The sequence below is a fragment of the Pseudomonas sp. R15(2017) genome (assembly GCF_002112685.1).
GTDB lineage: Bacteria > Pseudomonadota > Gammaproteobacteria > Pseudomonadales > Pseudomonadaceae > Aquipseudomonas > Aquipseudomonas glycinae.
The window spans coordinates 458,543-485,495 of sequence record NZ_NEII01000002.1; the positions used below are offsets into that span (position 1 = coordinate 458,543).

Annotated in this window: 23 protein-coding genes; 17 read left to right on the forward strand and 6 right to left on the reverse strand. The window is 61.6% G+C overall.

Annotation, left to right across the window (positions count from 1 at the left end):
• The first annotated feature begins 16 nt into the window (after nucleotides 1-16).
• Nucleotides 17-463 carry a TspO/MBR family protein gene (locus tag CAF77_RS05560; protein WP_064384095.1) on the forward strand — a complete coding sequence of 149 codons (447 nt, stop codon included), beginning with the start codon at nucleotides 17-19 and terminating at the stop codon, nucleotides 461-463.
• Between the two features lie 85 nt (nucleotides 464-548).
• On the opposite strand, the gene CAF77_RS05565 is transcribed toward CAF77_RS05560, so the two are convergent.
• From CAF77_RS05565 to CAF77_RS05580, 4 genes are all read right to left on the reverse strand, one after another.
• Nucleotides 549-2,948 carry a TonB-dependent receptor gene (locus CAF77_RS05565; RefSeq protein WP_064381549.1) on the reverse strand — a complete coding sequence of 800 codons (2,400 nt, stop codon included), beginning with the start codon at nucleotides 2,946-2,948 and terminating at the stop codon, nucleotides 549-551.
• A gap of 68 nt (nucleotides 2,949-3,016) precedes the next feature.
• The gene (locus tag CAF77_RS05570) at nucleotides 3,017-3,964 is read right to left on the reverse strand and encodes a FecR domain-containing protein (protein ID WP_064381546.1); all 948 of its coding nucleotides are present in this window, start codon (nucleotides 3,962-3,964) and stop codon (nucleotides 3,017-3,019) included.
• Complete coding sequence (locus CAF77_RS05575) at nucleotides 3,964-4,473, reverse strand: sigma-70 family RNA polymerase sigma factor (protein ID WP_064381544.1); 510 nt, start codon at nucleotides 4,471-4,473, stop codon at nucleotides 3,964-3,966. Before CAF77_RS05575 ends, CAF77_RS05570 begins: the two co-directional genes overlap by 1 nt.
• A 99-nt stretch (nucleotides 4,474-4,572) precedes the next feature.
• Nucleotides 4,573-5,481: a helix-turn-helix domain-containing protein gene (locus tag CAF77_RS05580; protein ID WP_064381543.1), complete on the reverse strand. Its 909-nt coding sequence runs from the start codon at nucleotides 5,479-5,481 to the stop codon at nucleotides 4,573-4,575.
• A 162-nt stretch (nucleotides 5,482-5,643) separates the two neighbouring features.
• Here CAF77_RS05580 and CAF77_RS05585 point away from each other — a divergent pair, with 162 nt between their 5' ends.
• The 5 genes from CAF77_RS05585 to CAF77_RS05610 all read left to right on the forward strand — a co-directional run bounded on the left by CAF77_RS05585 (nucleotide 5,644) and on the right by CAF77_RS05610 (nucleotide 11,909).
• Nucleotides 5,644-7,002 carry a glutamine synthetase family protein gene (locus tag CAF77_RS05585; protein WP_064384094.1) on the forward strand — a complete coding sequence of 453 codons (1,359 nt, stop codon included), beginning with the start codon at nucleotides 5,644-5,646 and terminating at the stop codon, nucleotides 7,000-7,002.
• Nucleotides 7,003-7,186: 184 nt separating this feature from the next.
• Nucleotides 7,187-8,275 carry a polyamine ABC transporter substrate-binding protein gene (locus tag CAF77_RS05595; protein ID WP_064381539.1) on the forward strand — a complete coding sequence of 363 codons (1,089 nt, stop codon included), beginning with the start codon at nucleotides 7,187-7,189 and terminating at the stop codon, nucleotides 8,273-8,275.
• A complete protein-coding gene (locus CAF77_RS05600) occupies nucleotides 8,272-9,573 on the forward strand; it encodes an FAD-binding oxidoreductase (RefSeq protein WP_064381537.1) in 1,302 nt (433 codons plus the stop codon). The genes CAF77_RS05595 and CAF77_RS05600 overlap by 4 nt, the downstream gene beginning before the upstream one ends.
• A 112-nt stretch (nucleotides 9,574-9,685) precedes the next feature.
• Complete coding sequence (locus tag CAF77_RS05605) at nucleotides 9,686-11,341, forward strand: intermembrane transport protein PqiB (protein ID WP_064381535.1); 1,656 nt, start codon at nucleotides 9,686-9,688, stop codon at nucleotides 11,339-11,341.
• A 16-nt stretch (nucleotides 11,342-11,357) separates the two neighbouring features.
• Nucleotides 11,358-11,909 (forward strand): membrane integrity-associated transporter subunit PqiC, encoded by a 552-nt coding sequence (locus CAF77_RS05610; RefSeq protein ID WP_064381533.1) that lies wholly within the window; start codon nucleotides 11,358-11,360, stop codon nucleotides 11,907-11,909.
• Nucleotides 11,910-11,923: 14 nt separating this feature from the next.
• On the opposite strand, the gene xerC is transcribed toward CAF77_RS05610, so the two are convergent.
• Complete coding sequence (xerC, locus tag CAF77_RS05615; RefSeq protein WP_011334252.1) at nucleotides 11,924-12,814, reverse strand: tyrosine recombinase XerC; 891 nt, start codon at nucleotides 12,812-12,814, stop codon at nucleotides 11,924-11,926.
• Between the two features lie 431 nt (nucleotides 12,815-13,245).
• Between xerC and arnB the strand changes: the two genes are divergently transcribed.
• From arnB to CAF77_RS05665, 10 genes are read left to right on the forward strand one after another with little or no spacing between them, the layout of a single operon-like run.
• A complete protein-coding gene (gene arnB, locus CAF77_RS05620; RefSeq protein ID WP_064381531.1) occupies nucleotides 13,246-14,394 on the forward strand; it encodes a UDP-4-amino-4-deoxy-L-arabinose aminotransferase in 1,149 nt (382 codons plus the stop codon).
• A complete protein-coding gene (arnC, locus tag CAF77_RS05625; protein WP_064381528.1) occupies nucleotides 14,391-15,413 on the forward strand; it encodes an undecaprenyl-phosphate 4-deoxy-4-formamido-L-arabinose transferase in 1,023 nt (340 codons plus the stop codon). Before arnB ends, arnC begins: the two co-directional genes overlap by 4 nt.
• Nucleotides 15,410-17,401 (forward strand): bifunctional UDP-4-amino-4-deoxy-L-arabinose formyltransferase/UDP-glucuronic acid oxidase ArnA, encoded by a 1,992-nt coding sequence (gene arnA, locus CAF77_RS05630; protein WP_064381527.1) that lies wholly within the window; start codon nucleotides 15,410-15,412, stop codon nucleotides 17,399-17,401. The genes arnC and arnA overlap by 4 nt, the downstream gene beginning before the upstream one ends.
• Complete coding sequence (gene arnD / locus CAF77_RS05635) at nucleotides 17,401-18,285, forward strand: 4-deoxy-4-formamido-L-arabinose-phosphoundecaprenol deformylase (RefSeq protein ID WP_064381525.1); 885 nt, start codon at nucleotides 17,401-17,403, stop codon at nucleotides 18,283-18,285. The genes arnA and arnD overlap by 1 nt, the downstream gene beginning before the upstream one ends.
• Nucleotides 18,282-19,931: a lipid IV(A) 4-amino-4-deoxy-L-arabinosyltransferase gene (gene arnT, locus CAF77_RS05640; RefSeq protein ID WP_064381523.1), complete on the forward strand. Its 1,650-nt coding sequence runs from the start codon at nucleotides 18,282-18,284 to the stop codon at nucleotides 19,929-19,931. Before arnD ends, arnT begins: the two co-directional genes overlap by 4 nt.
• Nucleotides 19,928-20,272, forward strand: coding sequence for a 4-amino-4-deoxy-L-arabinose-phosphoundecaprenol flippase subunit ArnE (gene arnE, locus CAF77_RS05645; protein WP_064381521.1), 345 nt, complete (start codon nucleotides 19,928-19,930; stop codon nucleotides 20,270-20,272). Before arnT ends, arnE begins: the two co-directional genes overlap by 4 nt.
• The gene (gene arnF / locus CAF77_RS05650) at nucleotides 20,269-20,673 is read left to right on the forward strand and encodes a 4-amino-4-deoxy-L-arabinose-phosphoundecaprenol flippase subunit ArnF (RefSeq protein ID WP_064381519.1); all 405 of its coding nucleotides are present in this window, start codon (nucleotides 20,269-20,271) and stop codon (nucleotides 20,671-20,673) included. Before arnE ends, arnF begins: the two co-directional genes overlap by 4 nt.
• Nucleotides 20,670-22,049, forward strand: coding sequence for a UDP-glucose/GDP-mannose dehydrogenase family protein (locus CAF77_RS05655; RefSeq protein WP_064381517.1), 1,380 nt, complete (start codon nucleotides 20,670-20,672; stop codon nucleotides 22,047-22,049). Before arnF ends, CAF77_RS05655 begins: the two co-directional genes overlap by 4 nt.
• Nucleotides 22,046-23,641 (forward strand): glycosyltransferase family 39 protein, encoded by a 1,596-nt coding sequence (locus tag CAF77_RS05660; protein ID WP_064381516.1) that lies wholly within the window; start codon nucleotides 22,046-22,048, stop codon nucleotides 23,639-23,641. The genes CAF77_RS05655 and CAF77_RS05660 overlap by 4 nt, the downstream gene beginning before the upstream one ends.
• A 36-nt stretch (nucleotides 23,642-23,677) precedes the next feature.
• Nucleotides 23,678-24,205, forward strand: coding sequence for a GNAT family N-acetyltransferase (locus CAF77_RS05665; RefSeq protein WP_064381514.1), 528 nt, complete (start codon nucleotides 23,678-23,680; stop codon nucleotides 24,203-24,205).
• On the opposite strand, the gene CAF77_RS05670 is transcribed toward CAF77_RS05665, so the two are convergent.
• Complete coding sequence (locus tag CAF77_RS05670) at nucleotides 24,189-25,154, reverse strand: LysR family transcriptional regulator (RefSeq protein ID WP_064381512.1); 966 nt, start codon at nucleotides 25,152-25,154, stop codon at nucleotides 24,189-24,191. The genes CAF77_RS05665 and CAF77_RS05670 overlap by 17 nt on opposite strands.
• A gap of 297 nt (nucleotides 25,155-25,451) precedes the next feature.
• Here CAF77_RS05670 and argH point away from each other — a divergent pair, with 297 nt between their 5' ends.
• The gene (gene argH, locus CAF77_RS05675; protein ID WP_011334264.1) at nucleotides 25,452-26,879 is read left to right on the forward strand and encodes an argininosuccinate lyase; all 1,428 of its coding nucleotides are present in this window, start codon (nucleotides 25,452-25,454) and stop codon (nucleotides 26,877-26,879) included.
• Nucleotides 26,880-26,953: the final 74 nt, after the last annotated feature.

Consider the following 26,953-nt stretch of genomic DNA (forward strand, 5'->3'; position numbering starts at 1 on the left):
CAAGGAGTAAGAAATGGTGACTTTCCTGATTTTCCTGATCGCCTGCGGTGCGGCGGCCACCACCGGCATGGTTTTCCAGCCCGGCCAATGGTACGCGCAGCTCAACAAACCGAAGTTCACGCCACCCAACTGGGTGTTTCCGGTGGCGTGGACGACGATCTACCTGCTGCTGGCCTGGGTTGGCTACCGCTTGACCCTGATTCCCGGCAGCGAACAGGTGCTGGCATTGTGGGCGGCGCAGATTGCGCTGAACACACTGTGGACGCCTGTGTTCTTCGGCGCGCAGCGGATCGTTGCCGCGATGATCATCCTCGTGCTGTTGTGGTTGGTCGTCGCAACGATGGTGATCCTGGCCTTGCGCCTGGACGTGATCACCGGGTTGATCCTGTTTCCCTATCTGGCCTGGCTGTGTGTCGCTGCGGCGCTTAATTTTTCGATCATGCGCAAGAACCGGATTGGTTAGTGTGCGCCCGTCACGAGGATGACGGGCACTTCAACTGGCGCCGGCTACCCGTGACCAATCCCGGCGCGCTCGCTGAATTCAACGCTCAGAAATCCACCGTCGCCGACAGCAGATAGGTTCGCGGCGTCGCCAGCGTCAAACCCGGCTCGCTGTCATCCGAAGCCCCGGCGGAGCTCCAGTAACGCTTGTCCGCCACATTCTCCACGTTGGCCCGTAGCGTGATGGTCTTTTCGTCGACCCTGAACGCGTACCGTGCGCCCACATCAAAGCGCTCCCAGGCGTCAATTTCCTTGTTGTTGGACTGATCCAGATACTGCGAGCTGGAATAGATCCCCCGCCCGGTCAATGTCAGCCCCTGCACGTTCGGCACGTCCCACTCGGCGCCCAGGTTGACGTTGTACTTGGGCGTCGCCGGTGCACGATTGCCGTCGAACGTGCCGTTGGTGGTATGGGTCAGTTCACTGTCGATATACATGACGCCACCCAGCAGTCGAAAGCCTTTGAGCGGTTCGCCGAACACAGACAGTTCCACACCGTCGTTCTGCCGTTTGCCGTTGGGGCCGAACACCCGCGTGACGGCGTTGGTTTCGTAAGCCGGCTGCTTGATCCGGAACACCGCCGCGGTCAGGCCGAACGAGCCGGCGTCGTACTTGGCGCCCACCTCGACCTGTCGACTGATGAACGGCGGGAAGATTTCGTCCTCGTTCACGGAGGTCGACGGCGCGATCTTGCCCTGGCTCAAGCCTTCCATATAGTTCGCGTACAGCGACAAATTTTCGGTGGCCTTGAACAGAAGACCACCCGAGGGCGATACCTTTTCCTCATCGTAGGCGGTGTCGCCCTTGACGTTGTCGGACCAGTCATCAACCTTCACGCGCTGCCAGCGGGCACCAAGCGTCAGCAGCAGGCGGTCATCGAAGAAACCCAGGGTGTCGGCCAGCGCCACGCCGCTGAAGCGGTTCTCGGTGTAGACCTCGGGGTCCTGCCGTGTAGGGCGCACCGGCGTCGGCGTTTCCACCGGGTGATAGAGATTGCTCGGAGCCGCTGCGTAACGCGCGCCACCGTTTTCGAAGTCCATGTAGAAATAGCTGGCGGCCAGATTGATCTCGTGGCTCACGGGTCCGGTGTGAAACCAGTTGCGCACACCGGCCGTTGCCGTACGGACGTTTTCGTCACGGGTGAAATCCCGGGGCTGGACGCTGAAGTCTCCCGCATTGTTGGTCACCGAAACCGCGTGCCGAAGAAAATCGTGATTGCTTTTTCGCGCGCCGACGCCGCCGTACAGCATCGTCGAATCATTGACATCGAACTCGGCGTTGATCGTACCGAACGTGTCTTTGGTGCGTGCCTTGCTCCAGGGTTGCGCGTAGTTATGGCGCACATCACTGGCGCTCGGTACCCGCGCATTGGCGCCCACTTGGACCCGCTCCTGCGGCGCATCGGTGTCACGTTCCGTGTGCCCGACATCGGTCGAGAGGCGCAGGCGCTCACCACGAAAATCCAGGCCCAGCACTGCCATGTCACGATCGACACTTTGATGATCCCACTCGGTATCGCCGGATTGTTTCACGCCGTTGAAGCGCAGGCCGAACTGATTGTCTTCGCCAAACCGCCGGCCGACATCCACCGCGCCGCCGACCTGGTTGTTCGACGCGTAGTTGGCGGTCAATGAAGTAATCGGCGTGTCGGTCGCGCGTTTCGGCACGACGTTGATGCCGCCACCGACGCTGCCGCGCGGAGAGATACCGTTGATGAGTTGACTCGGGCCCTTGAGGATGTCGACGCGATCGGCCATTTCCATGTCGATCGTGTAAGTGGGCAGCACGCCGTAGAGGCCGTTGTAGGCGACATCGCTGTTGAAGAGGCTGAAACCGCGAATGGTGAATTGCTCGTAGCGGCCTCCGGCCGGGTTGGTTGCGCGGACGGAGGGATCGCTGGCGATCAGATCGCCCAGGGTACGCGCCTGCTGATTCTTGACCGCCTCGCTGGTGTAGGTGGTCATGCTGAACGGTGTTTCCATGAAATCCCGCGAGCCCAGCAAACCTTGCGAACCCCGTCGCGCCACCTCGCCGCCGGCGAAGACATCCCCGCCACTTGCGTCCTGGGCCCCAAGAATTGAGGTCGGCGCCAGTTGCAGGCTGCCGCCCTCGGGCGCTGGCACCAGAATGTAGGCTTGCTCGCCCACCGGTTGCAGTTGCAGGCCAGAACCGGAAAGCAGTCGGGCGAAGCCCTCTTCCACCCCGAAATCACCGGCCAGTCCCGAACTGCTGCGCCCGCTGACCAGCGCCGGGTCCACTGACAGATTGACGCCGGCCAGTCCCGCGAAGCGGGTCAACGCGGCACTCAGGCTGCCGGCCGGGACTTGATAACTACGACGGGCGTCGTCGGCCCGGCTCTCGGACATCACCAACGGGCTGGTACTCAGACTCAGCATCAGGCTCAACTGCAACAATGGATGCATACGGCTGGGAAATACTGCGGACATGGGGAGAAGCTCTCGTTTTCAGTTCACTTGACTGAAATGACCAGCGAGGAGAAAAAAAGGGACAGGCTTCAACCGATATTTTTCCGTGGCACCAAAGTGACCCAGTAACGCGTACGAGATTGCACGTCCAGCGGCAAGCTCGCGGCCAGCAGGGTCAGCACGCGATCGGTGTTGTCGAGACGGAAACTGCCAGTGACACGCAGGGTTTCCAGCGCCGGATCCCAGCGCAGCAATCCGGATCGATACCGGCCCAGCTCACGCAGAAAATCCCCAAGCGGCTGGTTTTGCGCCATCAGAACACCGCTGCGCCAGTCCGGCAGCATGGCGTCGAAGGTGCCAATCGGGCCAGCACCACTGGCTTGCAGGCTGATCCGTTGCCCCGCATGCAAGGTCAATCCCGGCCCTTGCAGGGGTTGCAGCTGCACAGCCCCGCTGACCACCGCAACCTGACAAGTGCGCTCGTCGAGCCGCACGCAGACTTCACTGCCGCTGACCGTGATCCGACCGTATGGCGAGCGGATCGTCAATGGCGCGCTGCCCGACACCTGGAACGCCATTTCACCGCGCACCAGGGTCAACTGACGGGCCGCAAGATCGACGTTCACCGCACTGTCGGTATTGAGCTGCAGCGAGCTGCCATCGGCCAGCGGCAATTTCTTGCGTTCGCCAGTACCGGTGTGCAAATCCGCACGCCAGACATCCAGCGGCAACTGACGACTGATCAGCCAGGCCGCCGGCACCAGAGCAGCGACGCCGAGCATGCGTTTGAGCGCTGCACGCCGCGCTGGATCCGCTCGGTCCAGGGTGGCCATCGCCAGCGCCGGGGGCAGTTCGCAGAAGCGTTGACGCAACAGTTGGGCTTTTTGCCAGGCGTTTTCGTGGCTGCTGTGACTGTTAAGCCACGTTTGCAATCGGGCGTGATCGGCGTCCGTCGCCTCGCCGGATTCAAACAACGCCAACCACTGTGCAGCGGCCCGTGCGACCTCACGGGCCTCGCTCGACGGTGCCGTGCGCATTACATGTCCACCAGCAGACAGTGTTCGTAAGCCTGGGCCATGTAGCGCTTGACGGTGCGTTCGGACACTTGCAGGCGTTCGGCAATTTCGCGGTAGCCCAGGCCTTCGAGCTGACTCCACAGAAATGCCCGGCGTACGGCGCGCGGCAGGCCATCGAGCAATTCATCAAGCGCCTGTAGGGTTTCCAGCAGAATCCAGCGCTGCTCCGGGGACGGCACGCAGTCTTCAGGGAGCTGTGCCAGAGCATTCAGATAGGCCTGCTCGAGGCTGCGCCGGGTGTAGAAATTGCTCAGCAGTCGCTTGCCGACCGTCAGCAGATAGGCGCGGGGCTCACGCATATCGACGAGCGCTTGCGAACTGCCGAGCACCCGCAGAAACGTATCCTGACTCAGGTCAGCGGCATCCCACGCATTGCCCATGCGTCGGCGCAGCCAGCTTTCCAGCCAGCCTCGATGGTCGCGATACAGGTCGTGCAGGCTGTGTTCCGGTGGCTTCGCCGCTTCAATCATCTCAACAGATCCTGCCTGAAGGATACAAATGAGAGTGATTCTAATTAATATGCTGGCGTGAAACCACGTTCTTTTCCGGCGATTTCAGGCATGCATCTGTCAGGAGGACGACGAGCGCTTCAACGTCTCGCTCGGCAACTCCTTGAACAACGCTCGATAACTGCTTGAAAAACGCCCCAAATGCCAGAACGACCAGTTCATCGCGACCTCCGCCACCGTGGTGTCCGCCGCTGAACGCTTGAGCAGTTCCCGCCGCGCACTGTTGAGCCTGCGCAAACGCAGCCAATGACTCGGTGACATCCCGGTGTAGGCCTTGAAGGTCTGCTGCAACTGGCGCACGGAAACTCCGGCGACCCGCGATAACTCAAGCAGATTGACGGTTTCTTCCGGCGAATCCGCTGCCCACTCGCCCACGCGCTTGAGGGTGATTCGCTCTTCGGCGCGACGCTGCAAGCCACCACCGTCCAGACACACGCTCGCGTTGTCGAGGATGAACAGGCAGTCCTCCAGCAACTGCTGGGTCAGCGCTTCTTTGCTTGGCTGATCAAGGGTTTGCGACAACTTCGTGAGAGTCGAGCTTAACCAGCGACTGAACAATCCGTTCTGCGCGCCATTGAGCGGCGCCATGAACAAACCTTCCAGCCTGGCCATGTCCAGGCCGTTGCGGCGGACGAACTCCGGGCCGAACACCACAGCGATTTCCTGGTAGTTCTCCGGGGTGATCCAGATGTTGCGGCTTTCTTCATTGAGCAGATAGAGCGCGTTGTCGCTGCGATCGAAACAGAACGCCAGCGACCCTTGCGGCGCGCTGAAATTCTGCTCGACCCGGGTGTTCATCTGTTCTTCGTAAACCTCAACACCCTGCAAATCCAGATAGCGGATCTGCCCGGCGAAATGCCCTGGCGACATTTGCTGGTAATGCTGAACCCAACCCGGCGTGGCGCGGATTTGCTCGGTGACATCGGCGGTGTTGAACGCTTGAACCTGTAGCGGATTACACGTCGTCATGGGAGACCTTGCGCACTCTTTTGGTGCGCTTTGGTGCTGCTGAAAGTGGATAGATGGAACAACAAGGCCCGCCCAAGATAGTCGTCAACGCGCCACAGGGGAAGCCTGCGAAAGATGAAATCGCACTTCCCCCGCGTCAACAAAACCAACGACGAGGTCTTTATGAATGCCCCTTTCGATCAGCTGTTCACATGGCTGAAAGATCACAAGATTACCGAAGTGGAATGCGTGGTCAGCGACCTGACCGGCATCGCCCGCGGCAAGATTGCACCGACCAACAAGTTCCTGCATGAGCGAGGCATGCGCCTGCCGGAAAGTGTGCTGCTGCAAACGGTAACCGGGGATTTTGTCGACGACGACATCTACTACGACCTGCTCGACCCGGCCGATATCGACATGGTCTGCAAGCCAGTGAGCGACGCGGTGTACGTGATCCCGTGGGCCATCGAGCCGACCGCCATCGTGATCCACGACACCTTCGACAAGTTCGGCAACCCGATCGAGCTGTCGCCGCGCAACGTGTTGAAGAAAGTCCTGCAGCTGTACACCGACAAAGGCTGGAAGCCGATCGTGGCGCCGGAAATGGAGTTCTACCTGACCCAGCGCTGCGAAGACCCGGACTTGCCGCTCAAGGCACCGCTGGGCCGTTCCGGTCGCGCCGAAAGCGGTCGTCAGTCGTTCTCCATCGATGCGGCCAACGAATTCGATCCATTGTTCGAAGATGTCTACGACTGGTGCGAACTGCAAGGCCTGGACCTGGACACGCTGATCCACGAAGACGGCCCGGCGCAGATGGAAATCAACTTCCGCCACGGCGACGCGCTGGATCTGGCCGACCAGATCACCGTGTTCAAGCGCACCCTGCGTGAAGCGGCGCTCAAGCACAACGTGACCGCGACCTTCATGGCCAAGCCGATCGGCGACGAGCCCGGCAGCGCCATGCACCTGCACCAGAGCGTGGTCGAGATCGCCAGCGGCCAGCCGATTTTCGCCAATGCCGACGGCAGCATGAGCGACCTGTTCCGCCATCACATCGGCGGCCTGCAGAAGTACATCCCGAAAGTGCTGCCGATGTTCGCGCCGAACGTGAACTCGTTCCGCCGCTTCCTGCCGGACACCTCGGCACCGGTCAACGTCGAATGGGGCGAAGAAAACCGCACCGTCGGCCTGCGGGTGCCGACCTCCGGCCCTGAGGCGATGCGAGTTGAAAACCGTCTGCCCGGCGCCGACGCCAACCCGTATCTGGCCATCGCCGCGAGCCTGCTGTGCGGCTACATCGGCATGGTCGAAGGCATCGAACCGAGCGCGGCCGTCGAAGGCCGGGCCTACGAGCGCCGCAACCTGCGCCTGCCAATCACCATCGAAGAAGCCCTGACCCAGATGGAAGAGTGCGACACCGTCGCGCGCTACCTGGGCAGCAAGTTCGTGCGCGGCTACGTCGCGGTGAAACGCGCCGAGCATGAAAACTTCAAGCGCGTGATCAGTTCCTGGGAGCGGGAGTTCCTGTTGCTGAGCGTCTGATTAAAACAACAAAAACCAACCCACAATCGTTCCCACGCTCTGCGTGAGAATGCAGCCCGGGACGCTCTGCGTCCCAAGAGCGGACGCGGAGCGTCCATTGAGGCATTCCCACGCGGAGCGTGGGAACGATCAGCACAAGGACCGTACTCGCCTGAAAAATCCAATAATTCGAAGAGGTGTCGATATGCGTCTGTTGAAATCCCTGATTCCCGCCGCACTGGCATTGGCGTGCAGTGCCGGTGCCTTCGCCCAACCCCAGGTCAGCGTCTACAACTGGACCGATTACATTGGCGAAACCACCCTCGCCGACTTCCAGTCCTCCAGCGGGATCAAGGTGATCTACGACGTTTTCGACTCCAATGAAACCCTCGAAGGCAAACTGCTTGCCGGCCGCACCGGGTATGACGTGGTGGTGCCGTCCAACCACTTCCTCGCCCGTCAGGTAAAGGCCGGTGCGTTCCTCAAACTGGACCGCTCGCAACTGCCGAACTGGAAAAACCTCGACCCGAAACTGCTGGCCCTGCTTGAGAAAAACGATCCCGGCAACCAGCACTCGGTGCCGTATCTGTGGGGCACCAATGGCATCGGCTACAACGTCGACAAGGTCAAGCAAGTGCTGGGCATCGATCACATCGACTCCTGGGCCGTGCTGTTCGAACCGGAAAACCTGAAGAAACTCACCCAGTGTGGCGTGTCGATGATGGACTCCGCCGATGAAGTGTTCCCGGCGATCCTCAACTACATGGGCATGGACCCGCGCAGCGAGAAACCCGAAGACTACAAGAAGGCCGAAGAGAAACTGCTGAGCATCCGGCCATACATCACCTATTTCCATTCCTCGAAATACGTGTCCGACCTGGCCAACGGCGACATCTGCGTGGCCTTCGGTTATTCCGGCGACGTGTTCCAGGCCGCCAACCGCGCCAAGGAAGCCAAGAACGGCGTGAACATCGCGTACTCGATTCCCAAGGAAGGCGCGAACCTGTGGTTCGACCTGCTGGCGATTCCCGCTGATGCCAGCAACACCAAGGAAGCCCACGCCTTCATCAATTACCTGCTCGATCCGCAAGTGATTGCCAAGGTCAGCGCCTCGGTCGGCTACGCCAACCCGAACCCGGCGGCCAAGCAATACATGGATCCCGAGCTGGTCAACAATCCCGAGGTCTATCCGTCCCAGGAAGTCCTCGACAAGCTATACATCTCCTCTACCCCGCCCCAGTCGATCATGCGTCTGATGACCCGGTCCTGGAGCAAAGTGAAGTCGAACAAATGAATCAGTACACCCAGGAACACGCACACTCCTATTACGCCGCATCGGCCCGGGCCAGCACACCCTATCCGGAACTGGCGGGTGATCTGATCGCCGACGTCTGCGTGATCGGTGGCGGTTTCACTGGCGTCAACGCGGCCATTGAACTGGCGCAGCGCGGACTCTCGGTGATCCTGCTTGAAGCCCGGCGCATCGGCTGGGGCGCCAGCGGGCGCAATGGCGGGCAGTTGATTCGCGGGATCGGCCATGACGTCGAAGGCTTCGCCCGGCATGTCGGCAGCGAAGGCGTGCGCTACCTGCACCGGGCCGGGATCGATTCGGTGGAGCTGGTGCGCCAGCGCATCACCGACAACGCCATCGAGTGCGACCTGCGCTGGGGCTTCTGCGAGCTGGCCAACACCCCGGCGCAGTTCGACGCCTTCAAGGCCGAGCAGGAAAGCCTGGCGCAGTTGGGTTACCGCCATGAAACGCGGCTGGTCGCCCCTGAGCTGATTCGTCAGCAAGTAGTGAACGCGGGGGTCTACAAGGGCGGCCTGATCGACATGGGCTCAGGCCATCTGCACCCGCTCGACCTGGTGCAGGGTGAAGCGCGGCTGGCGGCGTCCCTCGGGGTGCGGATTTTCGAGCAGAGCCCGGTGCTGGAAATTCTCCACGGTTCGACCGTTCAAGTCCGCACCCAGAGCGGCACGGTACGCGCCGGCAGTCTTGTGCTCGGCTGCAACGCGCATCTGGATGAACTTGAACAGCAACTCAGCGGCAAAGTGCTGCCCGCTGGCAGTTACATCATCGCCACTGAACCGCTGTCGGCGGAACGCGCCGCCGAGCTGATTCCGCAGAACCTGGCGCTGTGCGATCAGAAAGTCGGCCTCGACTACTACCGGCTCTCGGCGGACCGGCGCTTGCTGTTCGGCGGCGCCTGCCATTATTCGGGACGGGACCCGGCGGACATCGCCGCGTACATGCGACCAAAGATGCTCAAGGTGTTCCCGCAACTGGCGGATGTGCGCATCGACTATCAGTGGGGCGGCAAGATCGGCATCACCGCCAACCGCTTCCCGCAGGTCGGTCGTTTGAAGCAGCACCCGAACGTGTTCTACGCCCAGGGCTATTCCGGTCACGGTCTGAACGTCACCCACTGGTGCGCCAGGCTGCTGGGCGAAGCGATTCATGCCGGCCACAGTCAGGGCATGGACGTGTTCAGCAATGTGCCGCACATGACCTTCCCCGGCGGCCCGGCGCTGCGCTCGCCACTGCTGGCACTGGGCATGTTCTGGTATCGCCTGCGGGAGCTGCTGGGATGAGGCCTGCCGGTTAAAGCGCCCCGCGCATTTGCTCTATCGCGAAGCACTTCTATATTGATGAAGTGCTTTTGCGTTCCTGACGCTCAGTGCCCACACACCCTGGAGGTCATGGATGGAGTCGTCAGCCGCCGATCAACCGCGAGCGCCCGGCCAGGCGCCGATCAAGACCCGGCGTTTCAGCATTTCGCTGGTGTGGATCGTGCCGATCGTCGCGGTGCTGGTGGGCCTCTCGCTGGTGGTGCACAACCTGATGCAGGAAGGCCCGACCATCACCGTCACCTTCAAGACCGGCAGCGGCCTGACCGCCAACAAGACCGAAGTCAAATACCGCAACGTAGTGATCGGCCAGGTCACGGATGTCGAACTGAGCGACGACCAGAAAAGCGTCAACGCCACGATCAAACTGGCCAAGCAGGCCGAAACCTTCACCCGCGAAGACTCGCAGTTCTGGGTCGTGCGCCCGCGCATCGGTGCGGGCGGCGTCTCGGGCATCGACACGTTGCTGTCCGGTGACTACATCGGCGCCGACATCGGTCAGTCCAACTCGCGTTCGAAGCACTTCAAAGGCCTTGAGAACCCACCGCCGATCACCTACGGCGAACCGGGTAAACGCTTCAACCTGCATGCCTCGGACCTCGGTTCGCTGGATATCGGCTCGCCGGTCTATTACCGCAAGATCCCGGTGGGCCAGGTGGTGGCCTACGCTCTGGATGCCGATGGCAAAGGAGTGAACATCGAAGTGTTCATCCATGCGCCAAACGACGCCTACGTCACGGAAAACACCCGGTTCTGGAACGCCAGCGGGATTGATGTCAACGTCGGCGCCAACGGTTTTGCGGTGAAAACCGAATCGTTGTCGACCTTGCTGGTGGGCGGCATCGCCTTCCGCGCGCCGGAGTACAGCCCCAACGACGTTGCCGCTGCCGAAGAAAGAACCTACGACCTGTTTGAAGACCAGCAAACCGCCCTCGCCCCGCCCAACGGCAAAGCGCAGTACCTGACCCTGCGTTTCGATCAGGCCCTGCGTGGGCTGAAAGTCGATGCGCCGGTGGAATTCCTCGGCATCGAGATCGGCCGGGTGGTGAGCGTCAACCTGGACTTCGACGCGAAAAAGCGCAGCTTCCCGCTCAACGTCGGCATCGTGATTTACCCGCAGCGCCTCGGCCAGGCCCACATCAAGATGCTCAAGGTACTCGACCACAATCCGGACGATGAAGCCGCTGCCGTGCGCCTGATCGGCACCTTTATCGACAACGGTCTGCGTGCCCAGGCTCGCAGCGGCAATCTGCTGACCGGCCAGTTGTACATCGCGCTGGATTTCTTCCCCAAAGCCGAAAAAGTCGCGTTCGACCCCACCGCTCGCCCGATCAGCGTTCCGACCGTCCCCGGCAGCCTCGAACAGTTGCAGGAAAAACTCGAAGCGATGATCGACAAGCTCAACAAACTGCCGGTGGAGCGGATTGCCGGCAACCTCGACAGCAACCTCGTGGAATTGCGCAAGGGCCTGACCCAGTTCAATGCCAGGACCCTGCCCGGCGTGCAGAACACCCTCGCCGACCTGAGCAAGACCCTGCAGTCGGCCAGCTCGACCCTGGCCGAAGATTCGCCGCAACGCGAACAACTGACCGAGACTCTCGACGAGCTTGGGCGCATGTCCCGTTCGCTGCGTGAGCTGTCCGATTATCTGGGCCGTCATCCGGAATCGTTGATTCGCGGCCGCCCCGACAACGCCGCGCCGCTGGACCTCAAAGGGCCGCCGCGTAATTGAGCACAGGAGCTGTCCCATGGCTTTAAAGCTGAAGTTCACCGTGCTCGCGATCGGCCTGCTGCTGGGCGCCTGTAAAAGCGCTCCGATCAGCTTTCACACCCTGACACCGACGCAACCGATGACCGGCCGCGCCGGCTCGGAAATCACCATCGAAGGCATCAGCGTGCCGCCCCAGGTCGACCGGCCGCAAATCGTGATCCGCCAGGGCAACAGCGGCCTGGCGATCCTTGAGACCGAATGGTGGGGCGCGAGCCTCAGTGATGAATTGCGCAGCGCGATGGTGGATCAACTGAGCAATGCCGGCGGTCCGCGCAAAACCTCGGTGCGCATTGATGTGCAACGCTTCGATTCGATTCCCGGGCAGTACGGGCTGATCGACGTCAAATGGCGCCTGCGCCAGGCCAACACCGGTGACGACGCCCTGCTCGCCTGCCGCTCGCTGCTGCAAACCCCGTCCGGGCCGACCATCGACGATCTGGTGATCGCCCAGCAGAACAACGTCAAACGTCTGGCCGCGTTGATCAGCCAGGCGTCCGCCGGCTCACGCGGCTGCCCGCCCGCCTCCTGATCGAAACGCACTGCCTACAAGTCGAAACGATCCACCGCGCGGCGACGCTCGTTGTCGTCGCGCACGTCGTAGTTGGCGGTTGTCTGGATATTGCTGTGGTGGGCCAGCTTCTGGGCAATCGACAGGTCGTGTTCTTCGATCACTCGGGTGATGAACGAACGGCGGAAATCATGGGGCATGATCTTCACCCCGACCTGGGTGCCGCGCTGGCGGGCGATGTAATAGATCGCGTGCTTGGTGATGCGCTCGCGGGTGATGTGGCTGCCACGGCGAATGCGGTTGAACAGAAACGCGTCGTCGCTCTCGCCTTCCTTGAGTTCCGAGCGACGAAATTCCAGCCAGGCATTCAGCTTGGCGAACGCCCAGGCTGGCGCGTACTTGATCAGTTGTTTATTGCCCTTGGCGGTGACACACAAACTGCGCTCGTTGAAATCGACCTGATTGAGATCCAGATCCACCGACTCCGACTTGCGCATGCCAGTGCCGTACAACAACGCAATCACCGCCGCATCGCGCAAACCTTGTGGCCGTGGATCAGCGGCGCAGACTTCCATCAATTCATGAATCAGCGTGCGCTTCAGATTGCGCCCCTGAGACAGTCGCGTGCCGGCAATGCCTTTGACCGAGCGCATTTTCAATAGATGTTCCTGGCTGATCAGGCTCATGCGCCAGGCTTCATTCATTACACCGCGAATGGCGTTTACATACAGCGAAGAAGTATTCGGTGCGTAATTGTCGGCGCGCAATGCAGCGACTAATGCAACCACATCTTCCGGTTGCAGCGCATGCCAGGGAATTTCTTCGACGTTCATGTCTTCGAAACCGAGACGGTCGGCGGCATCTTGTAAAACGTAACGCATGGTGAGTTGGCTGGAGGGAGCCAGACGCGCCAGATATACAGTCATCGGGTTGGTTTTCAGGGGGTCGGGGGATGCAACGGGTAAGTCAATCAAACGTCGGGCCTTGAGTAAAAACAGTTCAACACAGCAACTAACAACTGCAACATTCTTAATATAAGGGGAACACTTCCGTAGGACTTTTCTACTAAAAACCGCGATAAACGGTAGAAGTCTGAACAGTGGCTGTATGGGTTTCAGATAAACGATTCGCCGACCGGTTTTTCATGTTCCTTTCACAAAAACGGGCATAACCTTAATTCCACTGAGTCCTGTGCCGGCGCCGCCCAAGCTGCCGGGCAATGCCTGAAAAGTCAACCGAACCCGACGTTATGTCGTCTTGGCAACTTATTGATGCAAGGGATTTTTTCGCGTCTACGCTTTGATTGGATCCGATTTTTCTGTGGATCTATTTCTTTTTTCTTTGCAATGAGGTGTGCATGAGTCAGGCGTTTCTCCCCTTCTCCCGCCCCAGTATCGGTGATGAAGAAATTGCCGCCGTGGAGCAAGTCCTGCGCTCCGGCTGGATCACCACCGGGCCGAAAAACCAGGCCCTCGAAGAACAGTTTGCCCAGTACGTCGGCAGTCGTCATGCCGTGGCACTTTCCTCGGCCACCGGTGCCATGCATGTAACGTTACTGGCACTGGGAATCGGCCCCGGCGATGAAGTCATCACCCCGTCGCAGACTTGGGTGTCCACCGCCAACATGATTTCCCTGCTCGGCGCCACGCCGGTGTTCGTCGATGTCGACCGCGACACCCTGATGACCGACGCCGCGCGCATCGAAGCCGCCATCACGCCGCGCACCAAAGCAATCATTCCGGTGCATTACGCTGGCGCCGCTTTTGATCTCGACCCGCTCTACGCCCTGGCCGACAAGCACGGTATCGCCGTGATCGAAGACGCCGCCCACGCCGCCGGCACCCGCTACAAGGGTCGTCACGTCGGCTCGCAAGGCACCGCAATCTTTTCTTTCCACGCGATCAAGAACATGACCTGCGCCGAAGGCGCGATGTTCGTCACCGATGATGAAGCTTTGGCCAGCCGCGTGCGCATGCTCAAGTTTCATGGTCTGGGCGTCGATGCGTACGACCGCCTGACCCATGGCCGCAAACCCCAGGCCCAGGTGATCGAGCCTGGCTTCAAATACAACCTGGCCGACATCAACGCCGCGATTGCCCTGGTGCAGCTCGAGCGTCTGGACGCGATCAACGCCCGTCGCACCGAACTGGCCACGCAATACCTGCAAAAACTCGAAGGCCTGCCGGTGCAACCGCTGGCCGTGCCGCAATACGCCCAGCAGCACGCCTGGCATCTGTTCATCCTGCGTATCGACAGCGAACGCTGCGGCATGGACCGCGAAGCCTTCATGAAGGGTTTGCAGGAGCAAGGCATCGGCACCGGCATCCACTTCATCGCCACCCACCTGCACACCTGGTATCGCCAGCGTGATCCGCACCTGTCCCTGCCCGACACCGAGTGGAACTCGGCGCGGCTGTGCTCGATTCCCTTGTTTCCCGACATGACCGACCAGGATCTGGACCGGGTCGTCGGGGCCATTGAACACCTGATGGGGAAACGCCCGTGAGACCTTATCCGATTCATTGCGTGTCGATCGTCATCCCGGTCTACAACGAAGAAGACAGCCTGCCGGAACTGCTGCGCCGCACCCAAGCCGCCTGCCAGCAACTGCGTCATGACTACGAAATCGTGCTGGTCGACGACGGCAGCCGCGACACCTCCGCGCAACTGCTCGAAGACGCCGCGTCAGTCGAAGACAGCCCGTTCGTGGCAGTCATCCTCAACCGCAACTACGGTCAGCACGCGGCGATCATGGCCGGTTTCGAACAGTGCAAGGGCGACGTGGTGATCACCCTCGACGCCGACCTGCAGAACCCGCCGGAAGAAATCCCGCGGCTGGTGGCCGAGGCCGAAAAGGGCTTTGACGTGGTCGGCACCGTGCGCGGCAACCGTCAGGATTCGGCGCTGCGTCGCTACCCCTCGAAACTGATCAACCTCGCCGTGCAGCGCTCCACCGGCGTTGCCATGAGCGATTACGGCTGCATGCTGCGCGCGTACCGCCGCACGATCATCGACGCGATGCTCGCCTGCCGCGAACGCAGCACGTTCATTCCGATCCTCGCCAACAGCTTCGCCCGCCACACCACGGAAATCCCCGTGGCCCACGCCGAGCGCGAGCACGGTGATTCGAAGTACAGCCCGATGCGCCTGATCAACCTGATGTTCGACTTGATCACCTGCATGACCACCACGCCCCTGCGGCTGCTGAGCATCGTCGGTTTCGCCATGGCCGGGCTCGGCGTGCTGTTCGCGGCGGCGCTGATCTTCATGCGCCTGGCGTTTGGCGCCGGATGGGCCGGCGATGGCCTGTTCGTACTGTTCGCCGTGCTGTTCGTGTTCACTGGCGGCCAGTTCATCGGCATGGGCCTGCTGGGCGAATACCTGGGCCGCATGTACAGCGACGTGCGCGCCCGTCCACGCTTCTTCATTGAAAAAGTCCTGCGCGGCCATCCCGCCACGCCGGCCCCCGCCATCACCGTTGACGGCCTCACTTCCAACTCCACGTCCGATCAGGTTCTCTCATGAGCGCAAAAACCGTTGTCTTCGCTTACCACGATATTGGCTGCGCCGGCATTCAAGCCCTGCTCGACAGTGGCTATGACATTGCGGCGGTGTTTACCCATGCCGATGATCCCAAGGAGAACGCCTTCTACGCCTCGGTTGCACAACTGTGCGCCAACAAAGGCATCGCGGTTCACGCACCGGAAGACGCCAACCATCCGCTGTGGATCGAACGGATCGCCAAGCTCGACCCGGATTACATCTTCTCGTTCTACTACCGCAACCTGCTGAGCGAGCCCCTGCTGGCGCTGGCCAAAAAAGGCGCGTTCAACCTGCACGGCTCCTTGTTGCCGCGCTACCGTGGCCGCGCTCCGGCCAACTGGGTGCTGGTCAACGGCGAAACCGAAACCGGTGTCACCCTGCACCGCATGGTCAAACGCGCCGACGCCGGCGCCATCCTGGCCCAGCAACGCGTGGCCATCGAACGCAGCGACACCGCGCTGAGCTTGCACGGCAAACTGCGGATCGCCGCCAGCGACCTCCTGCGCGATGCTCTGCCAGCGATGCTTCAGGGCAGAATCACCGAGACCCCGCAAGACGAATCCAAAGCCACCGTGTTCGGTCGCCGTACCCCGGCGGACGGCAAACTGGTCTGGGCGCAACCGGCCGAAAAACTGTTCAACCTGGTGCGGGCCGTGACTCAGCCCTACCCCGGCGCCTTCTGCGCCGTGGGCGAGCACAAGCTGATCGTCTGGAGTGCCGAAGTCGTCAAGGGCAACGAAGGTCAGGCGCCGGGCCGCGTCATCAGTGTCGATCCGCTGCGCATCGCCTGCGGTGAAGACTCGCTGGTGATCAACGCCGGCCAGCGCAACGACAACGGCCTGTACCTCAGCGGCCCGCAACTGGCCAATGAACTCGGTCTGGTGGACGGTTCGCTGCTGCGCGGTGCCGAGTCCGGCCGTGGCCCGCGCCGCACACGGGTGCTGATCCTCGGCGTCAACGGTTTCATCGGCAACCATCTGTCCGAGCGCCTGCTGCGTGACGAGCGCTACGAAGTCTATGGCCTGGACATCGGTTCCGACGCCATCGACCGCCTGCGCAGCCACCCGCGTTTTCACTTCGTCGAAGGCGACATCAGCATTCACTCGGAGTGGATCGAGTACCACATCAAGAAATGCGACGTGGTGCTGCCGCTGGTGGCCATCGCCACGCCGATCGAATACACGCGCAACCCGCTGCGGGTGTTCGAGCTCGACTTCGAAGAAAACCTGAAACTGGTGCGCTACTGCGTCAAGTACAACAAGCGCGTGATCTTCCCGTCGACCTCGGAAGTCTATGGCATGTGCCAGGACAAGCACTTCGACGAAGACCGCTCGAACCTGATCGTCGGCCCGATCAACAAGCAGCGCTGGATCTACTCGGTGTCCAAGCAACTGCTGGACCGGGTGATCTGGGCCTACGGCGCCAAGGGCCTGAACTTCACCCTGTTCCGTCCCTTCAACTGGATGGGCCCTCGGCTGGATCGCCTCGATTCGGCACGTATCGGCAGCTCCCGCGCCATTACCCAGTTGATCCTCAACCTGGTGGAAGGCACGCCGATCCGTCTGTTCGACGGCGGCGAGCAGAAACGCTGCTTCACCGACATCGCCGACGGCGTCGAGGCACTGGCGCGGATCATCGATAACGACAACGACGTCTGCAACGGCCAGATCATCAACATCGGCAACCCGGACAACGAAGCGAGCATCCGCCAGTTGGGCGAAGAACTGCTGCGCCAGTTCGAGGCTCACCCGCTGCGCAGCAACTTCCCGCCGTTCGCCGGTTTCCGCGACGTGGAAAGCAAGGCGTTCTACGGCGCCGGTTACCAGGACGTCGAGCACCGCAAGCCGAGCATCGCCAATGCCAAGCGCCTGCTGGACTGGACGCCGACCGTGGAAATGCGCGAGACCATCGGCAACACGCTGGACTTTTTCCTGCGTGAGGCCATGGCCGAAATCGAGAGCAAGCGTTGATGCAGGCCGGTTTGCGCATCGATGTCGACACCTTTCGCGGCACCCGTGAAGGCGTGCCGCGTCTGCTCGACATGCTCGACGAGGCGCAGATCAAGGCGACGTTTTTCTTCAGTGTCGGCCCGGACAACATGGGCCGGCATCTGTGGCGCCTGATCCGTCCGCAGTTTCTCTGGAAGATGCTGCGCTCCAACGCCGCCGGCCTGTACGGCTGGGACATCCTGCTGGCCGGCACGGCGTGGCCGGGCAAGCCGATCGGTCGCGACCTCGGGCACCTGATGCGTCAGGCCCGGGCCGCCGGCCACGAAGTCGGTCTGCACGCATGGGATCACCACGGCTGGCAGGCCAATGCCGGGCGCTGGAGCGATGCGCAACTGATCGAGCAGATCCGTCAGGGCGTCGACACCTTGGGCGACATCCTTGGCGAAAAGGTCACCTGTTCGGCCGCCGCCGGTTGGCGCGCGGACGAGCGTGTGATCGAAGCCAAGCAGGCCTTCGGCTTTCGCTACAACAGCGATTGCCGTGGGCAGCGGGTGTTCCGTCCGTTGCTGGCCGATGGCTCAGTCGGTGCGCCGCAGATTCCGGTGGACCTGCCGACCTTCGATGAAGTGGTCGGACCGAGCGTGGCAGCGAAGGATTTCAACGCCTTCATCCTCGACCGGTTCCGCCCTGAAAACCTCAACGTCTACACCATTCACGCCGAAGTAGAAGGGATTCTGATGGCCGATGATTTTCGTCGACTGCTGGCCGAGGCACGCCAGCAAAACATTCACTTCCAACCGTTGGGCGATTTGCTGCCCGAGTTTCTCAACACCCTGCCCGTCGGCCGTGTGCAACGCGGCGCACTCGAAGGCCGCGAAGGCTGGCTGGGAGTGCAAGGCGCATGAGCAAACGCTGGGCATTGCCGCTGTTGCTGGGGATTTTTCTGCTGGCTTATCTGCTGCCGCTGGGCAGCCATGGTTTGTGGATTCCCGATGAAACCCGTTATGCGCAGATCAGCCAGGAGATGCTGCTGAGCGGCAACTGGGTGTCGCCGCATTTCATGAGCCTGCGTTACTTCGAAAAACCGGCGGCCGGTTACTGGATGATTGCCATCGGGCAGGCCGTGTTCGGGCAAAACCTGTTCGGCGTGCGGTTTGCTTCGGCTCTGAGCACCGGGTTGAGCGTGCTGCTGTGCTTCCTCATCGCCCGACGCTTGTGGAACGAGCCGCGCAAAAGCTTCATCTGCGCCCTGCTCTACATGAGTTTCGTCATCGTCGCTGGCCAGGCCGGTTACGCCAACCTCGATCCGCAATTCACCTTCTGGGTCAACCTGAGTCTGGTGGCGTTGTGGTTTGCCCTCGACAGCCGTTCCAATGGTCAGCGGGTTGCCGGCTGGGCGGTGCTGGGTCTGGCCTGCGGCATGGGCTTCATGACCAAGGGGTTTCTCGCCTGGCTGTTGCCGGTGCTGATCGCGTTGCCGTGGATGCTCTGGCAAAAGCGCTGGAAGGAATTGCTGCTGTACGGTCCGGTGGCCATCGCGGTGGCGATCATCGTCAGCCTGCCGTGGGTGTTGGCGGTTCATGGTCAGGAACCGGATTACTGGCGATTCTTCTTCTGGCACGAACACATCCGCCGCTTTGCCGGGGACGATGCGCAGCATGACGCGCCGTGGTGGTTCTATCTGCCGCTGCTGGTGGCCTTCAGTCTGCCGTGGGTCGGGATGCTGCCGGTGGCGCTGAAGCAGGCGTGGCAGACCCGCCGCGAAACCGGCATCGCGTTTCTCGGCCTGTGGCTGCTGATGCCGCTGCTGTTCTTCAGCCTGAGCAACGGCAAGCTGCCGACCTACATCCTGCCGTGCCTGCTGCCGCTGGCGTTGCTGCTGGGCCACGCGCTGGCCGATCGCTTGCGTCTGGAGCAAGGCCGGGCACTGGGCCTCAATGGTCTACTGAATCTGTTGCTGGGCATCGTCACGCTGATCGGGCTGGTTTACGTGCAGCTCAAGCGTCCGCTGTACGACCACGAATTGCACAGTCTGGTGCTGGTGTTCATCGCCCTGACCGGCTGGATCATCAGCAATCTGCTGCAGGCCTTCCGCCCATTGCAATGCTGGGCGGCGCCGGCGGTGGGCAGTCTGCTGCTGATCGCATTGCTGCCGGCGGCACTGCCCAAATCGGTGGTGGCGAACAAGATGCCCGACCAGTTCGTCCTCGCCCACCAAGCGGAACTGGCGAGCGCCACTCACCTGTTGAGCAACGACCTGGGCGCCGCGTCGGCCCTGTCCTGGCGCCTCAAACGCCCGCAGGTGGCGCTGTACAACACGATAGGCGAATTGAAATATGGCCTTGCCTATCCTGACGGCATCCAACAACGGGTCGATCCCGATCAGGTGCAGCAGTGGATGCGCCAAGCCCGCAAGACCGGTGCGGTCGGCGTGGTGATGCGGGTCAAGGGGCAAGACGAACTGGACGAACTCGACAGACTGCCCAAGGACGGCGTTCGTTATGAGCAGGGCAACCTGGTGATCATGATTCTTCCGCAGGAGGCGTCATGAGCCTGTGGTTGCTGTTGCTCGCCTGCCTGCTGACCTGCCTGGGCCAGGTCGCGCAGAAATTTGCCGTCGAGAGCTGGCGCGGCGCGAGCCTGTCGTGGTCGCGCAAATTGCGCTCGCCGTGGCTATGGCTGGCCCTGCTCGCCCTCGGCGCGGGCCTGCTGGTGTGGCTGCTGGTGTTGCAGCGCCTGCCGGTCAGCATCGCCTACCCGATGCTCAGCCTCAATTTCGTGATCATCACCCTGATCGCTCGCTTCGTATTCAGGGAGCCCGTCGACGCTCAGCACTGGTTCGGTGTGGTGCTGGTGATTGGTGGCGTGGCGCTGCTGGGGCAACAGTCATGAACCGGTGCCGTGGAATCTTCTTCGCCCTGGCCAGCGTGCTGCTGGTCAGCGGGGCGCAACTGAGCATGCGCTGGAGCATGACGCGCCTGCCCCGCCCGGATCAGTGGCTGGCCCTGCCCGGTGTCGACTCAGTCGCGCTGGTCGTGGTGCTGGCGGCGATCTTCGCCTATGCGCTGTCGATGCTCTGCTGGCTCGCTGCCCTGCGCGATCTGCCGCTGGGCCGGGCCTATTCGCTGCTGAGCATCAGCTACGCGCTGGTGTACCTGCTGGCGGCGAGCCTGCCGCTGTTCAACGAATCCTTCAGTTTCTCCAAATCACTGGGTGTGGCGCTGGTCATGCTCGGGGTCATCACCATCAACACTCGTCCGGCCCGTGCGCCCGAATTGAGGAGTTCGCCATGAAAATCACAGTGTTTGGTAGCGGTTATGTCGGCCTGGTGCAGGCCGCCGTGCTGGCCGAGGTCGGCCATGACGTGGTGTGCATGGACATCGACGAGAAAAAAGTCGAGCTGTTGCGCCAGGGTCACGTCAGCATCTTCGAGCCGGGGCTGGCCAGTCTGGTCCGCGAAGGCCTGGACGCCGGACGCCTGCAATTCACCTGCGATGAAAAACTCGCGGTGCAGCACGGCAAGGTCGCGTTCATTGCCGTCGGCACCCCGTCGAAAGAAGACGGCTCGGCCGACCTGCGTTACGTGCTGTCGGTGGGCGACGCGGTGGCCCGGCACCGTGAGCAGCCACTGATTCTGGTGGAGAAGTCCACCGTACCCGTGGGCACCGGCGATACCTTGCGCACGCACCTGGACAAAGCCCTGGTCAAGGCCGGGCGCCTGCTGCAGTTCGATATCGTGTCAAACCCGGAATTTCTCAAGGAAGGTTCGGCGGTCGCCGATTGCCGTCGGCCCGACCGGATCGTCATCGGCTGCGAACGCGAAGAAGTGCGCGACGTGATGCGTGACCTGTACTCGCCGTTCAACCGCAACCACGATCGCATCATGTTCATGGACCTGCGCAGCGCCGAACTGACCAAGTACGCCGCCAACTGCATGCTGGCGACCAAGATCAGCTTCATCAACCAGATCGCCGAACTGGCCGAACACCTGGGCGCGGACATCGAGTCGGTGCGCCAGGGCATCGGCGCCGACAGCCGTATCGGCTATCACTTCATCTACCCCGGTTGCGGTTACGGCGGCTCGTGCTTCCCCAAAGACATGCGCGCGCTGATCCATAGCGCCGAAGAAGCGCACTGCTCCAGCGATCTGCTGCAAGCGGTGGAAGCGATCAACCAGCGGCAGAAACACAAGCTGTTTGAACGCATCAACGCGTTCTACAAGGGCGAACTGCGCGGCAAGACCTTCGCCGTCTGGGGCCTGGCCTTCAAGCCGAACACCGACGACATGCGCGACGCGCCAAGCCGGGTCTTGCTCGAATCGCTGTGGGCCGCTGGCGCCAATGTTCGGGCATTCGATCCGGAAGCGATGCAGGAAACCCAGCATCTGTACCCGGACGAATCAAAACTGATGCTGATGGGCACCCCGGAATCGGTTCTCGCCGGTTCCGATGCACTGATCATCTGTACCGAATGGCAGCAGTTCAAGGCGCCGGATTTCGACCTCATCCAACAACGCCTCAAGGCCCCGGTGATCTTCGACGGTCGCAATCTGTACGACGCTGAACGCCTGGCCCGAAACGGCTTCCATTATTTCCCGATGGGCCGTGGCGAATCGCGCTCCCTGCCGATTCCTTTGCATCAGTGGCCGCACGCCTCGGACGTGGCTTGATCGGTTTAACCCCTGCCCTGCGCCGGCAGTCCCTGATCGCAGGGCTGCTGGCGTTTCTGCTGTTCATCGCCGGCGTGTACGGGCAGGCGCCCATCGGTTTTGACTCGCGCTTCGTGTTGTTCGCCCAGGAAATGCTGCGACACGGGCCCAGCGTGTTTCCCACCACTTATGGTGAGCCGTACGCCGATTATTCGGCGCTGTCGACGCTGTTCATCTGGCTGTTGTCGTTGCCGTTCGGCACGGTCAACAGCCTGACAGCGTGGCTGCCGAGCGCGGTTGCCGGCGCGGTGATCGTGACGTTGATGTATCGATTGCTCGCGCCCTCGTCCGTGCGCTGGGCGATCGTCAGCATCGCGTTGCTGATGCTCACCAGCACCTTCATCACCGAAACGCGCGCGGTGTCGCAGGACCTGATGCTCGCCGCCGTAGCGTTTTCGGTGTTCTACCTCGGCTATGCCCACGACCATTTCGCTGCCGGTCGGCGCTGGCCGCTGGTGTTCATTCTGTTGCTGCTGGGGTTCGGTATTCGCGGGCCGATCGGACTGGTGGTGCCGACCGGCATGCTGTGCAGCTACTACCTGCTGGATCGCCAATGGTCACGCCTGTTGCTCTTCGGGGTGCTGGCTTCGCTGCTGCTGGCGGCCTGCGTCGGGCTGTTGTTGTGGCTGGCGGAGGTCAGCGGCGGGCCGGCGTTTCGGCAGGACGTGATCCGCATGCAGTTCATGGGGCGCATGGACGGCAGCGAAGGCGTCAGCGGTTCGCTGTATTACTTCACCAGCTCCCTGGGCAACTACGCGCTGGCCTATCCGCTGGCACTGCTCGCGCTGGCGGCGGCATGGTTGAGCATGACCCGGCAACGCGGCCAGGCTTTGCGACTGGTGCAATACTGCGCCGCTGCAGGGTTGATCGTGATGGTCGGGCTGTCGATTCCACAGGCGAAAAAGGCCCGTTACCTGCTGCCGATGCTGCCCATGGCGGCGATCATTGCGGCGTATCCGTTTCAGGTGCTGCATGGCCGGGTGTTTGCCTGGCTGCGTGTCGGCATACAGGGGCTGTGGTTGTTGATTCCCGGATTGTTGATCGTCCTGTTATGGGTAGCGAAGCGACGGTTTCCCGAGTCGCTGACCGGCCTGACGCCGGTACTGGTCGTGCTCGGATTGCTGCAAGTGGCCGCGTTGTCACGGTTGTGGCTACCGCGCTGGCGAACCGAAGTCCTCGCGTTCAGCGCCGTGCTGGCGGTCTGGGCGGCGTACGCGCTGGTGTTCGAGCCGGTGGAGCGCCAGCTGTATGACACGCGATCCTTCAGCCAGGCCGCCATGGTGCGGATCCACGAGCAACCCGCACCGCTGGTGCTGCACGGCATGGGCAAGGACGCCAAGGCCATCAAGTTCATCGTCAACGTCGAGCAGGATCTGCAACCGCTGTTCACTGAAACCACGCAAGCGCTCGAAGCACTCAAGGGGCCGGCGTGGCTGATGATGGATCGCAGCGACTATCAAGCCCTGCAAGGCACACCGCTTGGGGCGCTGCAACCGGTGCTGAGCGGGCGTTTCGACAAAAACGATTATGTGTTGCTGTGGCTGACGCCTTAACCTGCGTGACGTGATTTCCACAGGGACCGCTGACTGATGACCTTTACCGTGCGACAGGCCCTGGCAGCCGATGCCATCGTCCTCCCCGCCATCGAGCGTTCGGCCGCCGAGTTGTTTCGCCTCGACCCGTCACTGGCCTGGCTGGCGGATGCCGACGTACCTCAGGCAACAGCGCATTTACCGGCCATCGAGCGCGGTGAAATGTGGGTCGCGCCAAACAACGACGGGCAACTTGCAGGTTTTTTAAGGGCGGTGACGGTCGACCAACAGTTGCACATTGAGGAACTGTCCGTCAGCCAACACTTTCAGGGCCGGGGCGTCGGTCGCAAGTTGCTGTTGGCGGCGATTGAACAGGCGCGTCTGTGGCAACTTCGAGCGGTGACACTCACTACCTTTCGTGATCTGCCGTGGAATGCACCGTTCTATCTACGCATGGGTTTTGCGTTATTGAACGCCAACGACATCGACGTGCGTCTGAAGCATGTATTGCGCGATGAAATCGCTCATGGATTGCCCGGCGAGCGACGTTGCGCCATGCGCCTGATGCTCACGCCGTCGCCTTGAGATCAACCCCCAGCGCCTGGGCAAACGCCTTGACCAGCGGACTGCGCACGGTGTTGTGCCGCAGGATCAGATTGAATGGCGTGTCGAAGTGAATCAGCTCCGGGCACACCGCGCGAAACTGCCCGGCGGCCACCAGCGTGGCGGCATAGTGTTGCGGTAGAAAGCCCACAAAACGCCCGGTTTTGATCAACAGTGCCACCGCTTCGACCTGGGTCGCCGAAGCGGAAAAACTGTCGTAGCGGGCGAAGTTGAGCTTATCGCGATGGATCGCATAACGGTGGTTGATGCACTCGTAGTCCTGCAGCACATTGCCGCCCATCTGCTCCGCCGGCATGTCGAACAACGGGTGGCCGACCGCGCAGTAGGCCTGCGAGCGTTCTTCATAGAGCGGGTAATAATCGAACTCTTCGCGCTTTTGATATACCGGGACTATTCCGGCAACCAAGCGCCCTTCAACTACGCCTCTTTCCACTTCATCCAGCTGGGTCGCCTGAAGTTGAAACCTTACCTTCGGTGAATGTTCATTTATCTTTCTAAGCGCGGCAACTAACGGTGAATTATCATCGCTAATCGTATTGTCGATCACCCCCACTCCGAGATCGCCGATAAGTTCGTTCTGCGCCGAACTAAGCCGGTCACGAAAGTTGTCGACCGAGGCAAATAGATCGATTGACGCCTGATACACCAGACGCCCCTCCTCGGTCAGGTGAAACCCTTCGCGCCCCCGGGTGCACAGGCGCATGCCGATGCGGATTTCCAGGTCGGAGATCTGTTTGCTGATCGCGGCCAGGCCCACATTCAGCTCGTTTTGCGCCGCGCTGAAGCCGCCGGCCTCGACCACCGCCTTGAACACCTTGAGCAGTTTGAAATCCAGTCCGCTGAGGGCCAAAGGTGCCCGGTGAGCGGTTTTGACCGGTGGGTTTCCGGAATTGGAAAGTGGGGTTTCCATAATGCTGATTTACCTCTGGCGCAATGTTCAACAATCTGTGTCCAACAACAAAAACATCGCCGGCTAATAATAATGATCACAGAAAACCAGCCTTGGCAACCGCCAGAAAATTCCGAACATCAGTGCCAACTCACTGATCGCCAAACATTAAAAGCTGACACTTCGATCAGCTCTTGTCTCTTTGCAACTGCCCTCTAGAAAACTGCTTTGGCCTGATTCCGTCTGCTCACTTTTCAGCGTGTTCGACAGGCCCGGCACACCGATTTCAGTTCGCGTTACCGACGAGGAAAACAACAAATGTCTCAAACCACCGACCGTCTCTGGGGCGCCCGTTTCAAAAGCGGCCCGTCCGCAGCCCTGGCGGCCCTGTCCCGTTGCCCCGAGCGCTATTTCCGGCTGACGCCGTACGATCTGGCCGGCTCCAAGGCCCACGCCGGGGAACTGCAACGTGCCGGTCTGCTCGACGAGCAGGAAACCCGCACGATGATCGAAGCCCTGGACGGCATCGGTGCCGATTTCGCCGCCGGGCGCATCGCCCCGACCTTGGACGATGAAGACGTTCACACCTTCATCGAGCGCCTGCTGACCGAACGCCTCGGCGCGCTGGGAGGCAAGCTCCGCGCCGGCCGCTCGCGCAACGACCAGACCGCCAACGACCTGCGCCTGTTCCTGCGTGATCACGTCCGCACCCTGGCCGTGGAAGTGCTGGCCCTGCAAACGGCGCTAGTTGATCAGGCCGAGCAGCACGTCGAAAGCATCTGCCCGGGCTTCACCCACTTGCAGCAAGCGCAACCGATCGTGTTCGCCCATCACCTGTTGGCCCACGCGCAATCGATGCTGCGTGACGTGCAGCGACTGATGGACTGGGACGCCCGCACTTCGCTGTCGCCCCTCGGTGCCGCAGCCATGGCCGGCTCCGCGATCGCTCGTCAGCCGCAGCAATCGGCCAAGGAAATGGGTTATGCCGGGGTCTGCGAAAACTCCATCGACGCTGTGGCCAGCCGCGATCACGTCGCCGAGTTCCTGTTCATCGCCAGCATGCTCGGGATCAACATCTCGCGTCTGGCCGAAGAGTTCTGCCTGTGGTCGTCGCGCCAGTTCCGCTGGGTCGATCTGGACGATGCCTACGCCACCGGCAGTTCGATCATGCCGCAGAAGAAAAACCCCGACATCGCCGAACTGGCCCGGGGCAAGGCTGGGCGTCTGATCGGCAACCTGACCGGTCTGCTCTCGACGCTCAAATCCCTGCCGCTGTCGTACAACCGCGACCTCAGCGAAGACAAGAACGGCGTGCTCGACAGCGTCGACACCCTGCTGCTGGTACTGCCAGCGATGGCCGGGATGGTCGCGACCATGACCGTCAACGTCGAGGAACTGCGCCGTCAGGCACCACTGGGTTTCACCCTCGCCACCGAAGTCGCCGACTGGCTGGCGGTGCGCGGCGTGCCGTTCAAGGAGGCCCACGAAATCACCGGCGCGCTGGTGCAGGCCTGCGAGAAACACGACCTCGAATTGTGGGAAGCCTCACCGGCATTGCTGGCCGAGATCGACCCGCGCCTCACGGCAGACGTGCGTGACAGCCTGACCCTGGAAGCCGCCATCGCGGCCCGCAGCGGCTGGGGCGGCACCGCGCCGCAACAGGTGCGCGAGCAGATCGGCCGCCTGAAAACCGCCCTCGCCGCGCAACAACAGTGGACCGAAAACTACCAGGGCTTCCGCCTTTAAGACACCACCGCGGTCCCTGTGGGAGCTGGCTTGCCAGCGATGGCGTCCAGCCAGTCGATATTGATGCTGGATGA

Excerpts from the sequence above, each read along its gene's own strand:
- CAF77_RS05565 (WP_064381549.1), bottom strand. The coding sequence starts at position 2,948 with ATGTCCGCAGTATTTCCCAGCCGTATGCATCCATTGTTGCAGTTGAGC.
- CAF77_RS05570 (WP_064381546.1), bottom strand. The coding sequence starts at position 3,964 with ATGCGCACGGCACCGTCGAGCGAGGCCCGTGAGGTCGCACGGGCCGCT.
- CAF77_RS05575 (WP_064381544.1), bottom strand. The coding sequence starts at position 4,473 with ATGATTGAAGCGGCGAAGCCACCGGAACACAGCCTGCACGACCTGTAT.
- CAF77_RS05580 (WP_064381543.1), bottom strand. The coding sequence starts at position 5,481 with ATGACGACGTGTAATCCGCTACAGGTTCAAGCGTTCAACACCGCCGAT.
- CAF77_RS05585 (WP_064384094.1), top strand. The coding sequence starts at position 5,644 with ATGAATGCCCCTTTCGATCAGCTGTTCACATGGCTGAAAGATCACAAG.
- CAF77_RS05595 (WP_064381539.1), top strand. The coding sequence starts at position 7,187 with ATGCGTCTGTTGAAATCCCTGATTCCCGCCGCACTGGCATTGGCGTGC.
- CAF77_RS05600 (WP_064381537.1), top strand. The coding sequence starts at position 8,272 with ATGAATCAGTACACCCAGGAACACGCACACTCCTATTACGCCGCATCG.
- CAF77_RS05605 (WP_064381535.1), top strand. The coding sequence starts at position 9,686 with ATGGAGTCGTCAGCCGCCGATCAACCGCGAGCGCCCGGCCAGGCGCCG.
- CAF77_RS05610 (WP_064381533.1), top strand. The coding sequence starts at position 11,358 with ATGGCTTTAAAGCTGAAGTTCACCGTGCTCGCGATCGGCCTGCTGCTG.
- xerC (WP_011334252.1), bottom strand. The coding sequence starts at position 12,814 with ATGACTGTATATCTGGCGCGTCTGGCTCCCTCCAGCCAACTCACCATG.
- arnB (WP_064381531.1), top strand. The coding sequence starts at position 13,246 with ATGAGTCAGGCGTTTCTCCCCTTCTCCCGCCCCAGTATCGGTGATGAA.
- arnA (WP_064381527.1), top strand. The coding sequence starts at position 15,410 with ATGAGCGCAAAAACCGTTGTCTTCGCTTACCACGATATTGGCTGCGCC.
- arnD (WP_064381525.1), top strand. The coding sequence starts at position 17,401 with ATGCAGGCCGGTTTGCGCATCGATGTCGACACCTTTCGCGGCACCCGT.
- arnT (WP_064381523.1), top strand. The coding sequence starts at position 18,282 with ATGAGCAAACGCTGGGCATTGCCGCTGTTGCTGGGGATTTTTCTGCTG.
- arnE (WP_064381521.1), top strand. The coding sequence starts at position 19,928 with ATGAGCCTGTGGTTGCTGTTGCTCGCCTGCCTGCTGACCTGCCTGGGC.
- arnF (WP_064381519.1), top strand. The coding sequence starts at position 20,269 with ATGAACCGGTGCCGTGGAATCTTCTTCGCCCTGGCCAGCGTGCTGCTG.
- CAF77_RS05655 (WP_064381517.1), top strand. The coding sequence starts at position 20,670 with ATGAAAATCACAGTGTTTGGTAGCGGTTATGTCGGCCTGGTGCAGGCC.
- CAF77_RS05665 (WP_064381514.1), top strand. The coding sequence starts at position 23,678 with ATGACCTTTACCGTGCGACAGGCCCTGGCAGCCGATGCCATCGTCCTC.
- CAF77_RS05670 (WP_064381512.1), bottom strand. The coding sequence starts at position 25,154 with ATGGAAACCCCACTTTCCAATTCCGGAAACCCACCGGTCAAAACCGCT.
- argH (WP_011334264.1), top strand. The coding sequence starts at position 25,452 with ATGTCTCAAACCACCGACCGTCTCTGGGGCGCCCGTTTCAAAAGCGGC.